Raw genomic sequence first — 13099 nt, forward strand, 5'->3', positions numbered from 1 at the left:
GTTCAAAGAATTCTACGGAGCCTCATATGTCGTCGCCTCTTCGCCTTGGTATTGCTGGTCTTGGCACTGTTGGTGTCGGTGTGATCCGCATCGTGCAAAATCAGGCTGAACTGCTGTCTGCACGCACTGGCCGCGACATCACGATTTCCGCCGTTTGCGCCCGCAGCCAAAAAGATCGCGGTGTCGATCTGTCTGCTTACGCATGGGAAGACGACGCCGTAGCACTGGCCACTCGCGATGACGTGGATGTTTATGTCGAACTGATGGGCGGCGAAAACGGCCCCGCCAAAGATTCGATCGAAGCCGCCATCGCCGCTGGCAAACATGTTGTCACCGCGAATAAGGCGCTGCTGGCCCATTACGGTCAATCCGTTGCCGAAGCCGCCGAAGCCGCAGGCGTTGCCGTGCGTTTTGAAGCCGCCGTTGCGGGCGGCATCCCCGTGATCAAATCCCTGACCGAAGGTCTGGCAGCGAACCGCATCGAACGCGTCATCGGCGTGATGAACGGCACCTGCAACTATATCCTGACCCGCATGGAAGACGCTGGCCTGTCCTACGACGAAGCATTCGCCGAAGCGGACGGTCTGGGCTACCTAGAGGCAGATCCAAATCTGGACGTTGGCGGCATTGATGCGGGCCACAAACTGGCGATCCTGTCGTCGATTGCCTTTGGCACTCAGGTCGATTTCGACGGAGTCGAGCTGGAAGGCATCGGCAACGTCACCATCGAAGACATCCGTAACGCAGCCGACATGGGTTACAAAATCAAACTGCTGGGCGTTGCACAGATGACGGGCCGCGGTTTGGAACAGCGCATGTCGCCTTGCCTTGTGCCTGCGACGTCCCCGCTGGGCCAATTGGTCGGCGGTACGAACATGGTCGTGCTAGAGGGCGACGCCGTAGGCCAGATCGTTCTGCGCGGTGCTGGCGCTGGCGAAGGCCCAACCGCAAGCGCGGTGATGGGCGACGTCTGCGATATCGCGCGCGGCCTGATGATCCCGACCTTTGGTCAGCCAGCAACCTCGCTGCGTCAGGCCCCATCGGCACGCGCGGCCGTGCCTGCGCCATATTACATCCGCCTGAACCTGCTGGATAAACCCGGCGCCATGGGCAAAATCGCATCGGCCTTGGGCGATGCAGGCGTATCGATCCACCGCATGCGCCAGCACGACCACGAAGAAGGCACCTATGCTCCAGTGGTCATCGTAACGCATAAAATCACCCGTCAGGCACTGGACCAAGCCATCGAAGGTTTCGCCGCCACGGGCGTTGTCGATGGAACGCCCATCGCCCTACGGATCGAACGGGTCTAACAACATTGGGTCGCCTACGGGCGGCCTTTTCGTTTTGGGAAGGCTGCATCATAAAAACATCATTTTTGATGCAGATTGCATTCGTTTTGATACGCTTTGACAGGTTTTGATTTTCGTTAGCGCGAACAATGCGTTCGTTAGCGCCATCAGGCTTGAGCCCCCCAAAGCGTTGCGCCTACATGGCCCCGAATTTGACCTTGGGGACACTATTATGGCGACTATTCCTGAATTTCACGACCGCATGCTGTCGCTGGGCCTTGCCCGCGTATCCGAACAGGCGGCCATTGCTTCGGCAGGCCTGATCGGTCACGGCGACGAAAAAGCGGCAGATCAGGCAGCCGTTAACGCGATGCGCGATCAGCTGAACAAACTGGCAATCCAAGGCGTGGTTGTCATCGGCGAAGGCGAACGCGACGAAGCCCCAATGCTGTACATCGGCGAAGAGGTTGGTTCGGGCGAAGGCCCCGCCGTCGACATCGCGCTGGACCCGCTAGAGGGCACCACCCTGACCGCGAAAGACATGCCAAACGCATTGACCGTGATCGCCATGGGCCCACGCGGCACCATGCTGCACGCGCCAGACGTTTACATGGAAAAACTGGCGATTGGCCCAGGCTATGCCGCTGACACCGTGACCATGGACATGACCCCAGCCGAACGCGTGAATGCGCTGGCTGCGGCCAAGGGTTGCGATGCCAAAGACATCACCGTTTGCGTTCTGGAACGCCCACGCCACGACGCTATGATCGCCGAACTGCGCACCACGGGCGCTGCGATCCGCCTGATCACCGACGGCGACGTTGCTGGCGTGATGCACTGCGCAGACGCCGAAAAAACCGGCATCGACATGTACATGGGTTCCGGCGGCGCCCCCGAAGGCGTTCTGGCAGCAGCCGCGCTGAAATGCATGGGCGGTCAGTTCTACGGCAAACTGTTGTTCCGTAACGATGACGAACGTGGCCGCGCGACCAAAGCAGGCATCACCGATTTCGACCGCGTCTACACCCGCGACGAATTGGTCCAAGGCGACGTTATCTTTGCCGCGACGGGCGTAACCGACGGATCGCTGGTGGCTGGCATCAAACGCGAACCGGGTTTCCTGACCACTGAAACGATCCTGATGCGGTCGAAAACAGGGTCGATCCGCCGCATGACATACCGCAACCCAGTCTAAGGTTGCCGATAGGGGCCGGTGTTCATGCACCGGCCCTTTTGCTATCCGTTGCACAGTTTCACAGAATGGCGGATAAGCAGGCTATGACGTCTTTTCTGAATGTAGATTGCTCTGTCACGGGGCGCCGCTGGGTTGGTCCCACGATCGAGGTTGACCGCCTATCCGAAGCCATCGAACAGGCCACCGCCCTGCCAGCACCTGTGTGCCGCACGCTGGCCCGCCGCGGCGTTGAACCGCACGAAGCCGACGGGTTTCTAAACCCCACTTTGCGCGAAATGCTGCCCGACCCGCGATCAATGCTGGATATGGACCGCGCCGCCACCCGTTTCATTCAGGCGCTGGACCGCAACGATCGCATTGCTGTTTTCGGCGACTATGACGTGGATGGCGGATCATCTGCCGCGCTGTTGATCGTCTGGCTGCGCATGATGGGCCGCAACGCGACGCTATACATCCCCGACCGCATCGACGAAGGCTACGGCCCCAACGACGAAGCGATGGCCCAACTGGCAGCCAACCACGACCTGATCATCTGCGTGGACTGCGGCACCCTATCCCACGGCCCAATTGCCGCCGCCAAAGGCGCGGATGTGGTTGTGTTGGATCACCATTTGGGCGGTGAAACCCTGCCCGATTGCGTGGCTGTGGTGAACCCGAACCGTCAGGACGAAACGGGCGAACTGGCCCATCTGTGCGCCGCTGGCGTCGTGTTCCTGATGCTGGTCGAGGTGAACCGCCTGCTGCGCGAAAAAGGTGTGCAGGGGCCGAACCTGATGGGGTTCCTTGATCTGGTCGCGCTGGCCACTGTGGCCGATGTCGCGCCTCTGATCGGGGTGAACCGCGCGTTCGTGCGTCAGGGGCTAAAGGTGATGGCGAACCGCGACCGCATCGGCCTGACCGCGCTGGCGGATGTGGCGGGCATGGACAACGCGCCCACGTCCTATCATCTGGGGTTCCTGCTGGGGCCGCGCGTGAATGCGGGCGGGCGTATTGGTCAGGCCGACATCGGCGCGAAACTGCTGGCCACCAATGACCCGCGCGAAGCGCAAGTTCTGGCCGAACAACTGGACCAGTTGAACCGCGACCGCCGAGAAATTGAATCCGCCGTCCGCGAAGAAGCCATGGCGCAAGCCGAGGCGCGCGGGCTGGACGCCCCGCTGGTCTGGGCTGCCGAAGACGGCTGGCACCCCGGTGTTGTCGGCATCGTCGCCAGCCGCATGAAAGAGGCTACAAACCGCCCCGCCATCGTCATCGGGTTCGACGGCGACATCGGCAAAGGGTCGGGCCGTTCGGTCGCTGGTATTGATCTGGGCGCATCGATCCAAAAGCTTGCCATGGAAGGTTTGCTGATCAAAGGCGGCGGGCACAAAATGGCCGCTGGCCTGACCGTTGCGCGCGACAAACTGGAACCCGCGATGGACCGTCTGGCCGAACTTCTGGCGAAACAGGGGGCGGACAAAATCGGCCCCGCTGATCTGCGTTTGGATGGCGTGCTGATGCCCGGCGCGGCAACGGTAGAATTGGTCAATCAGATCGAACAGGCGGGGCCGTTTGGTGCCTCTGCTTCGGCCCCTAGATTCGCGTTTCCCGACATGCAGATCCATTTTGCGAAACGGGTTGGCGCGAACCACCTGAAAATCACGTTCGGTGATGGTCTGGGCACACGGATCGACGGAATCGCCTTTGGTGCATTCGATGGCCCGATGGGGCCAATGTTGGAACAGCACAACGGCAAACGGTTCCATCTGGCAGGCAAACTGGACATCAACATCTGGCAAGGCCGCCAATCCGTCCAATTACGGTTAGAGGACGCCGCCCCAGCGCATGACTAATCGGGCCATTTCATTATTTTTTGAAAAAAGATGATTTGCCCTCTTGCGCTTGGGCCGAACCAACAATAAAAGCCCCCTCACACCAAGAGTGGCCCGTTCGTCTATCGGTTAGGACGCCAGGTTTTCAACCTGGAAAGAGGGGTTCGATTCCCCTACGGGCTGCCACTTTTCCCTTATATTTCAACGATGTGACTTGTTCAATTTGAACACGCCCGTTGCCGTCGCGATCAGCGTATCGCCGTCCATCAATGTCATTTCCGAAAAGAATACCGACCGCCCCGATTTCACGCGGGTGCCTGTGGCAATCACGCGGCCCGTTCCGCCTGGGGACAGGAAATTGACGTTCAGGTTTAATGTGACGCCGTAAACGGGATTGTCGGGGTCATCGCTGTATAACCCGCACATACCGCCCACGTGGTCCAGAATGGCTGATGTCACCCCGCCATGCAAAATGCCCGCGCGGTTCATCAATTCGGGCCGCAAATCGAATCCGACCTGAATATACCCGTCTCGCCATTCGATCAGGTCGGGGCCAAGAAATGAAATAAAGGGACTGTCGCTACCAAATTTTTCCATGGGGCCAGAATGTCAGCGCCCCCAGCGACCACAAGCGAAAAAGGCGGGCCATGGCCCGCCTTTTGTTGTTATTCGTTCCAGGCGGTGTCGACGCCATGCAAGCCGCCAACGCGTTTACGGGTCGGCAGACCGATGCGGTCAAGAATGGTAAAGAACGGTTTCGGGTCCAGCTCTTCGACGTTTTTCATCGTCTTGGCGTCCCATTCACCGGTCGCAACCAGCATCGCCGCAGCCACAGGCGGCACACCTGCGGTATAGGAAATACCTTGGCTACCAACCTCTTCATACGCCTCTTTGTGGTCGGCCACGTTGTAGACAAAGACTTCGTAATCTTTGCCGTCTTTGGTGCCTTTGACTAAATCGCCGATGCAGGTTTTACCAGTGTAGTTCGGAGCCAGCGATGCGGGGTCAGGCAGAACCGCCTTGACCACTTTCAGCGGCACGACCTCTTGGCCCTCGGCGGTGACAACAGGTTGTTCGGACAACAGGCCCAGATTTTTCAGCACGGTGAACACGTTGATGTAGTGATCGCCAAAGCCCATCCAGAAACGCACGTCGGCTTGCGGATAGTTCGCCGCCAGCGAATGCACTTCGTCGTGGCCGGACTGATACGCGCGGCAGGTGCCGACGACAGGCAGTTCCCAATCGTGGCCCGATGCGAACATGGTGGTTTCTTTCCACTGCTGGTCTTCCCAATAGTAGACGACGCCAGTGAATTCGCGGAAGTTAATCTCTGGATCGAAATTGGTCGCGAAATATTTGCCGTGGCTGCCTGCGTTGATGTCGACGATGTCGATCGATTTCACTTCGTCCATCATATCAACAGCGAAACGCGCAAATGCGTTCACGACGCCCGGGTCGAAACCAGCGCCCAAAATCGCGGTCACGCCTTTTTCAGCGCAAAGATCGCGTTTTTTCCATTCATAGTTTGCGTACCATGGTGGCGTTTCGCAAATTTTTGCCGGATCTTCGTGGATCGCGGTGTCGATATAGGCAACGCCTGTTTCGATGCACGCATCCAGCACATACATGTTCACAAACGCCGACCCCACGTTGATCACGATTTCAACGCCTGTGTCGCGGATCAGCTGCGCCACTGCGGCGGTATCCATCGCGTCGACCTGATGAGCCTTTAGAACGCCATCATTTTTCATTGCGCCCTTTTCACGGACGGACTCAAGGATCGCTTCGCATTTGGAAACGGTCCGGCTCGCGATATGGATATCGCCTAGCACATCGTTATTTTGCGCGCATTTATGCGCTACGACCTGAGCGACGCCACCGGCGCCGATGATGAGTACGTTCTGTTTCAACTCAAGAGACCTCCTACAGTCCAGTTTCAGTGAGTTTGCGCCCACAAGGGCAAGGTTTTACGACAAAGCAGCCGAAAAATCATCATAGGTGAAATCTTTGACCAGACGGGTCGATCCGTCCAATTCGCGAATGGCAATCGCGGGCATTTTCACGCCGTTGAACCAGTTCTTTTTCACCATCGTATATCCGGCGGCGTCCTGAATGCTGATGCGGTCACCAGCCTTTAGCGGGGCGTCGAATTTGAATTCGCCGAAAATATCGCCCGCAAGGCAGGATTTACCGCAGATCATCCAATCCTGATCGCCGGATTCGTTCATTTTGGCGCTTTCGCGGTAGATCAGCAGGTCCAGCATGTGCGCCTCGATGCTGCTGTCCACGATGGCCAGATTTTTACCGTTGTGCAGCGTGTCCAGAACGGTCAGTTCCAGCGTCGTCGATTTCGTGATCGCAGCCTCACCCGGTTCCAGATAGACCTGCACGTCGTTTTGACCAGCAAAACGTTTCAAACGTTCGGCCAGTTTGTCCAATGGGTACCCTTCGCCCGTGAAATGGATACCGCCGCCAAGGCTGATCCAATCCATCTGGCGGATCAGGTGGCCGAACCGCTGTTCAATGCTGTTCAGCATCGCGTCAAAGCGTTCGAAATCCGCATTTTCACAGTTGTTGTGGAACATGAACCCAGTGATCTGATCCAGAACAGGTTCGATGTTGGCGGGGTCATGTTCGCCCAAACGGCTGAACGGGCGCGCAGGGTCGGCCAGATCGAAACCTGACGTGGACACACCTGGGTTTACGCGCAGACCGCGCGTGTGATTGCGGCTGACGTCATTGAAACGCGACAGCTGGCCGACGGTGTTGAAAATCACCTTGTCCGAATTGGCCAGAACGTCGTCGATTTCATCGTCTTTCCACGCAACGGAATAGGCGTGGGTTTCACCGGGGAATTTTTCGCGGCCCAGCTTTACCTCGAACAGGGAACTGGACGTGGTGCCGTCCATGTATTCGGACATGAAATCAAACACAGACCAAGTCGCAAAACATTTCAAAGCCAGCAGTGCCTTGGCACCGGACTCTTCGCGTAACCACGCGATTTTTTCCATGTTTGGCGTCAGGCGTGCTTTGTCGATCAGGTAATATGGCGTGTCGATCATGTGTCCCCCACTGGCGTAGAAAAACGCAACCTAGAACCACGCCACATAGGGCCTTTGACCCTACCCGACAACCCTGTTTCGCGATTAACCTTCGTCGTGGTCAGCCCAGTGATTCAGCGCGTCAGGGTCTTCGATATGGATGACACCCTTTTCGATTGTGACCACACCGCAGGATCGCATGCGTCCTAGGATTTTGTTGATCGTTTGGCGCGAACAACCGACCGCTTCGCCCAGAAACGCCTGACTGTGGCGGATCGAATTGTCGCTGTTGCGCAATTCCAACAAATAATGCGCAACGCGTTGCGACACCGGCAGATCCTTTTCCGCTGCGCGGAAGTTGTTATAGCGGATCATCACCTCGTGCATGTTGCGGGCGATATTGCGTAAAAACCGCAGATCACGAATGAGCCGCTGAACCGTCGATTTTTCAAGCATCAACAGGCAAGTGCCCGCGCTGGCGCGGCAGGACGCGGCGCAAGGCAAATCACCAATCGTTTCTGTCACGCCCAAGGTCATTCCGACATTGGCCAACAGGACCGGCGATCGTGCGCCGCGGTCGGTGATGAAAATGACCTCTGCTTGGCCTTGTGCGACGATGTACATCGCATCAGGAACCACGTCTTGATGTAGGAAATCACCCGCTTCGCGGAAAAACAGCAACCGCGCGTCGTTGATGATTTCGTATTTTTCCGAATCAGTAAAGCCATCCAAAATCGGCGCCCGCATCATTTGCGGAAACCGTTGCGTATTTTTCAGACCTTTCAATTGCGCCGCTCCCATCGCGGTTAATGCAACCATATCAATCCCCTAACACAAATTCACCCATAGACGCCTAGTCCCTCCCCGAACAGAATGAGCGCCCAATTCACATTTAAAAAGATTATTGCCCCTTAAATTGAACAGGTTTGTTCAAAAAATCATAGTGGGGAATACCCCCAAGTTAAGATTTAATTGACGTTAGGTCAACTTTACCCAAAAGGAAACCCCGGCAGGCGTTCTGCCCCCGGGGGTCCAAAAAATCAGGATGCGTAGTTGGCCAACGGCGGACAGATACACATCAAATTGCGGTCACCCCATACGTTATCAACGCGGTTCACAGGCGCCCAGTATTTGTCCACGCGGAACGATCCGGCGGGATAACAGGCCTCTTCGCGAGAATAGGGGCGGTCCCAATCGCCAATCAGGTCTTCGACCGTGTGCGGCGCGTGTTTCAGCGGGTTGTTATCCGCAGGCCATGTGCCCGATGCGATTTTGTCGATTTCCGTGCGGATCGACAGCATGGCATCGCAGAAACGGTCCAGTTCAGCCTTGGTTTCGGATTCCGTCGGTTCGACCATCAGGGTGCCCGCGACGGGCCAGCTCATAGTTGGGGCATGGAACCCGTTATCGATCAGGCGTTTGGCGATATCGTCTACGGTGACATGGTGGTCATCATTGAACGGACGCGTGTCCAGAATGCATTCATGCGCGATGCGGCCATTGGTGCCTTTGAACAGGATGTCAAAAGCGCCCTCTAGCCGTTTGGCGATGTAGTTGGCGTTCAGGATCGCGACTTTGGTGGCTTGGGTCAGGCCCTGACCACCCATCATCAACACATAGGCCCACGAAATCAGCAGGATCGATGCAGACCCCCATGGCGCGGCCGACACAGGCCCCGTGATACCGCCCGTTTCAGGGTGACCCGGCAGGAACGGCGCAAGGTGCGATTTGACACCGATCGGGCCCATGCCCGGGCCGCCGCCGCCGTGCGGAATGGCAAAGGTTTTGTGCAAGTTCAAATGGCTGACGTCACCGCCGATGTCACCCGGTCTGACCAGACCGACCATCGCGTTCAGGTTCGCGCCGTCGATATAGACCTGTCCGCCGAAATCATGCGTGATCTGGCACACTTCGCGAACGGTTTCTTCGAACACGCCGTGGGTGGACGGATAGGTGATCATGCAAGCGCCCAGTTTATCGCCCGCCTTTTCCGCCTTGGCACGGAAATCCGCGACGTCGATGTCACCGTTCGGCGCTGATTTCACCACAACCACATCCATGCCGCACATCTGCGCGGTGGCAGGGTTGGTGCCGTGGGCAGACATCGGGATCAGGCAAATTTTGCGCTGATCGTCACCGTTCGCGCGGTGGTAGGCCAAAATCGTCAGCAGACCCGCATATTCACCCTGAGCGCCAGAATTCGGCTGCATCGACATATCGTCATAGCCCGTGATGACGCAAAGTTTTTGCGACAGGTCCGCGATCATCTGCTGATAACCAGCCGCCTGATCCACAGGGGCAAACGGGTGCAGGAACGCAAATTCGGGCCACGTGATCGGCATCATTTCCGCCGCCGCGTTCAGTTTCATGGTGCACGACCCCAGCGGGATCATCGCGCGATCCAGCGCAAGGTCACGATCCGACAGACGACGCATATAGCGCATCATTTCGGTTTCAGCGCGGTTCATGTGGAAAATCGGGTGGTTCAGGTAATCGGACTGACGCACCATGTTTTCTGGGATCACATAGTGATGGGTCAGGTCGTCGTCTTGTTTGGTGATGCCAAAGGCGCGCCAGACGGCTTCGATCGTCGAACGGCGGGTGCGTTCGTCTAGGCTGATGCCGACCTTGGTTTCGCCGACTTTGCGTAGGTTAATGCCCTCTTCGACCGCGGATTTCATGACAGTGGCTTGCAACGCTCCGACCTCGACCGTGACGGTGTCGAAATAGGCATCAGGTTCGACGGTGAACCCTGCCGCCTCTAGCCCGCGCACCATGCGCACGGTTTTGCGGTGAATACGCTGGGCAATCGCCTTGAGCCCAACAGGACCGTGGAACACGGCATACATCGACGCCATGACAGCCAACAATGCCTGCGCGGTACAGACGTTCGACGTCGCCTTTTCGCGGCGGATGTGCTGTTCGCGGGTTTGCAGGGACAGGCGCAACGCTTTGCCGCCACGGCTATCGACGGATACGCCAACGATACGGCCCGGCATGGACCGTTTGTAGGCGTCTTTACATGCAAAATATGCTGCGTGCGGGCCGCCATAGCCCAGCGGAACGCCGAAACGCTGGGTCGATCCCACGGCGATATCCGCGCCCATCGCGCCTGGTTCTTTTAGCAGGGTCAGAGCCAACGGGTCGGCGATCACAATGCCCAGCGCTTTGGCAGCGTGCAGCGCGTCCATCTGCGCGGTGAAATCACGGACGTGACCATAGGTGCCCGGATACTGAAAAATCGCGGCAAAGACGTCTTCGGCGACCAGATCATCTGGGTTGCCCACGATGATGTCGATATCCAGCGGCGCGGCGCGGGTTTTCATAACCTCGATGTTCTGCGGATGGCAGTTTTCGTCGATGAAAAACGCTTTGGCTTTGGATTTGGCGGACCGCTGCGCCATGGTCATGGCTTCGGCAGCGGCGGTGGCTTCGTCCAATAGGGATGCGTTGGCGATTTCCATGCCCGTCAGGTCGCACACCATGGTCTGGTAGTTCAGCAATGCCTCTAGTCGGCCCTGCGAAATTTCAGGCTGATACGGCGTATAGGCCGTGTACCACGCTGGGTTTTCCAGAATGTTCCGCTGGATCGCAGGCGGCGTGACCGTGCCGTAAAACCCCTGCCCGATCAGAGACGTCATCTGTTTGTTTTTCTTGGCAACTTCGCCCAGAAAATACAGCAATTCGCCTTCGGATTTGGGTTTGCCGAAATCCAGCGGTTCGGCCTGACGCAAGGACGCAGGGATCGTTTGATCGATCAGATCCTCTAGGCTATCTGCCCCGACAACAGCCAGCATTTCGGACATTTCCGCAGGGCTGGGGCCGATGTGACGGCGGTTCGCAAAATCATAAGGGCGGTAGTCGGTCGGTTTAAAGGACATGATCGCAGCCTATTGGATACAAAGGGTCGATTGCGGCAGGTCGCCCCGCCGCAGCATTAGGTTTCAGATGCCCATCAGGGCGATGTCAGTGGATCAGCCGATGTGATCTTTGTATTCGGCTTCGTCCATGTAGTCATCAAGGGCCGACAGGTCCTCGATCTTCATTTTAAAGAACCAGCCGTCGTTCAACGGGTCTTCGTTTACCAGCGCGGGGTTGTCGGACAGAACGTCGTTCACTTCGACGATTTCGCCATCCAACGGTGCCAAAATGTCGGACGCTGCTTTGACCGATTCAATCACAACAACTTCGTCGTCTTTAGCGACTTCGGTGCCTTCTTCGGGCAGTTCAACAAAGACGATATCACCCAGCTGTTCGGTCGCGTGTTCGGTAATGCCGACAACAACCAGATCGCCTTCGACGCGCAGCCATTCGTGTTCTTCGGTGTATTTCATGTCCCTATGTCTCCTGTCGGAACTTCAGCGTTTATAGTTAGCAGGACGGAACGGCAGAGCCGTCACTTTAGCGGGCAGGCGTTTTCCGCGCACCTCGCCCCAAACGGTGGTGCCTTCGGCAGCCAGTTCCGACGGGATATACCCCATCGACATTGGCGCCTGAATGGATGGACCAAACGCGCCCGAGGTAACTTCGCCAATCTGGGCGCCACCTTCGGCGGCATCAAACAGAGGCGTTTGCGCACGCATCGGCGCGCGGCCTTCGGGGCGTAGGCCAACACGTTTGGTGGCCGCACCGTTTTCAAATTCGTTCAGGATAATATCCGCACCAGGGAAACCGCCCGCGCGGTCGCCAGTGCGGCGCGATTTCTGGATTGCCCATTTCAGATCCGCCGCAACGGGGGTCGTGGTTTCATCCAGATCGGACCCGTATAGGCACAGACCTGCCTCTAGCCGCAGGCTGTCACGCGCGCCTAGGCCAATCGGTTCGACCTCTTCCATCGCCAATAGCTGGCGGACGAACGCATCCGCACCTGCCGCAGGGACCGAGATTTCAAAACCGTCTTCGCCGCTATAGCCCGAACGGGACACCCAAACCTGATCGCCGTCGAACCACGCGTGATCCATGAAACGCATGTCGGTCACAGCTGGATACAAACGCGCCAGCGCCTGTTCGGCTTTTGGACCCTGCAACGCGATCAGGGCGCGATCGGTCAGAACCTCGATTTCGCAGGTATCGGACAGGTGGGCGCTCAGGTGTGCGATATCGGCATCTTTGCAGGCGGCGTTTACGACCAGAAACAGCGCACGATCGTCATTCAAGTTCACAATCATCAGATCGTCCAGAATGCCGCCCTTTGCGTTGGTGAAAAACGCGTACCGCTGACGGCCATGGGCCAGACCCAGAACATCGACAGGCACCAGCGTTTCCAGCGCCCGCGCCGCATCGGCCACATCACCCGATTTCGGACGCAGGTTGACCTGACCCATATGGCTGACGTCGAACAGGCCCGCGTGTTCGCGGGTCCATTGGTGTTCTTTCATCACGCCCAACGGATATTGGACGGGCATTTCATAGCCAGCGAAAGGCACCATTTTGGCGCCCAGTTCAATGTGTAGGTCGTATAGCCCCGTGCGTTTCATATCGGTCATCCCGTAGACAGCTTTCGGGCGTGAACCCGATCCAAGATGCCCCCTCTGTCCTTGTTGCCTGAGATCGTTATCCCGTCGGCGGACGCTTTCGCGCCTCTCTCCAGAGTTTTACACGTGCCGGTCCGTTTGCCTGAGAGTTTACCGGGGCGGTTGCTCCTTCGGCGCGAGTTTTTCTCGCTCTCCCGTGCACGTAGGTTTCCGATAAGAAACTTCTTCCGCTATGTAAATAGCAGAATTGCGACTATCCACGATTCATTTGCGTCTTAAAACGACA

General features: G+C 57.5%; 10 protein-coding genes, 1 tRNA gene and 1 riboswitch. Of the genes, 4 read left to right on the top strand and 7 right to left on the bottom strand.

Annotated elements, in window-relative coordinates:
- Window positions 1–26 precede the first annotated feature (26 nt).
- The 4 genes from ACXAGA_RS01900 to ACXAGA_RS01915 all read left to right on the top strand — a co-directional run bounded on the left by ACXAGA_RS01900 (window position 27) and on the right by ACXAGA_RS01915 (window position 4484).
- Window positions 27–1313, top strand: a complete 1287-nt coding sequence (locus ACXAGA_RS01900) for a homoserine dehydrogenase (protein WP_475115826.1) — start codon at window positions 27–29, stop codon at window positions 1311–1313.
- A gap of 211 nt (window positions 1314–1524) precedes the next feature.
- On the top strand, window positions 1525–2487 hold the full coding sequence (gene glpX, locus ACXAGA_RS01905) for a class II fructose-bisphosphatase (protein ID WP_475115827.1): 963 nt from the start codon (window positions 1525–1527) through the stop codon (window positions 2485–2487).
- 83 nt (window positions 2488–2570) lie between these two features.
- Window positions 2571–4319, top strand: coding sequence for a single-stranded-DNA-specific exonuclease RecJ (gene recJ, locus ACXAGA_RS01910; RefSeq protein ID WP_475115828.1), 1749 nt, complete (start codon window positions 2571–2573; stop codon window positions 4317–4319).
- A 90-nt stretch (window positions 4320–4409) separates the two neighbouring features.
- Window positions 4410–4484 (top strand) — tRNA-Glu (locus ACXAGA_RS01915).
- A gap of 15 nt (window positions 4485–4499) precedes the next feature.
- Here the strand turns inward: ACXAGA_RS01915 and ACXAGA_RS01920 are convergent.
- From ACXAGA_RS01920 to gcvT, 7 genes are all read right to left on the bottom strand, one after another.
- A complete protein-coding gene (locus tag ACXAGA_RS01920) occupies window positions 4500–4895 on the bottom strand; it encodes a PaaI family thioesterase (protein ID WP_475115829.1) in 396 nt (131 codons plus the stop codon).
- 68 nt (window positions 4896–4963) lie between these two features.
- A complete protein-coding gene (locus tag ACXAGA_RS01925; RefSeq protein WP_475115830.1) occupies window positions 4964–6208 on the bottom strand; it encodes a saccharopine dehydrogenase family protein in 1245 nt (414 codons plus the stop codon).
- 57 nt (window positions 6209–6265) lie between these two features.
- On the bottom strand, window positions 6266–7357 hold the full coding sequence (locus ACXAGA_RS01930) for a carboxynorspermidine decarboxylase (RefSeq protein WP_475116215.1): 1092 nt from the start codon (window positions 7355–7357) through the stop codon (window positions 6266–6268).
- 87 nt (window positions 7358–7444) lie between these two features.
- Entirely contained in the window at window positions 7445–8158 is a 714-nt protein-coding gene (locus ACXAGA_RS01935; protein ID WP_475115831.1) for a Crp/Fnr family transcriptional regulator, read from the bottom strand.
- Window positions 8159–8379: 221 nt separating this feature from the next.
- On the bottom strand, window positions 8380–11220 hold the full coding sequence (gcvP, locus tag ACXAGA_RS01940) for an aminomethyl-transferring glycine dehydrogenase (protein ID WP_475115832.1): 2841 nt from the start codon (window positions 11218–11220) through the stop codon (window positions 8380–8382).
- A gap of 93 nt (window positions 11221–11313) precedes the next feature.
- Window positions 11314–11673 carry a glycine cleavage system protein GcvH gene (gene gcvH / locus ACXAGA_RS01945; RefSeq protein WP_086451658.1) on the bottom strand — a complete coding sequence of 120 codons (360 nt, stop codon included), beginning with the start codon at window positions 11671–11673 and terminating at the stop codon, window positions 11314–11316.
- A gap of 24 nt (window positions 11674–11697) precedes the next feature.
- Window positions 11698–12825 carry a glycine cleavage system aminomethyltransferase GcvT gene (gcvT, locus tag ACXAGA_RS01950; RefSeq protein ID WP_475115833.1) on the bottom strand — a complete coding sequence of 376 codons (1128 nt, stop codon included), beginning with the start codon at window positions 12823–12825 and terminating at the stop codon, window positions 11698–11700.
- Window positions 12826–12933: 108 nt separating this feature from the next.
- Window positions 12934–13021: riboswitch (glycine riboswitch) on the bottom strand.
- Between the last annotated feature and the right edge of the window lie 78 nt (window positions 13022–13099).

The organism is Marivivens sp. ABH4_498, from assembly GCF_056160585.1.

What these genes read in the sequence shown, in the direction of transcription:
- ACXAGA_RS01935 (WP_475115831.1), bottom strand. Translation starts at nt 8,158, where the DNA reads ATGGTTGCATTAACCGCGATGGGAGCGGCGCAATTGAAAGGTCTGAAA.
- recJ (WP_475115828.1), top strand. Translation starts at nt 2,571, where the DNA reads ATGACGTCTTTTCTGAATGTAGATTGCTCTGTCACGGGGCGCCGCTGG.
- gcvH (WP_086451658.1), bottom strand. Translation starts at nt 11,673, where the DNA reads ATGAAATACACCGAAGAACACGAATGGCTGCGCGTCGAAGGCGATCTG.
- gcvT (WP_475115833.1), bottom strand. Translation starts at nt 12,825, where the DNA reads ATGACCGATATGAAACGCACGGGGCTATACGACCTACACATTGAACTG.
- ACXAGA_RS01920 (WP_475115829.1), bottom strand. Translation starts at nt 4,895, where the DNA reads ATGGAAAAATTTGGTAGCGACAGTCCCTTTATTTCATTTCTTGGCCCC.
- ACXAGA_RS01900 (WP_475115826.1), top strand. Translation starts at nt 27, where the DNA reads ATGTCGTCGCCTCTTCGCCTTGGTATTGCTGGTCTTGGCACTGTTGGT.
- glpX (WP_475115827.1), top strand. Translation starts at nt 1,525, where the DNA reads ATGGCGACTATTCCTGAATTTCACGACCGCATGCTGTCGCTGGGCCTT.
- gcvP (WP_475115832.1), bottom strand. Translation starts at nt 11,220, where the DNA reads ATGTCCTTTAAACCGACCGACTACCGCCCTTATGATTTTGCGAACCGC.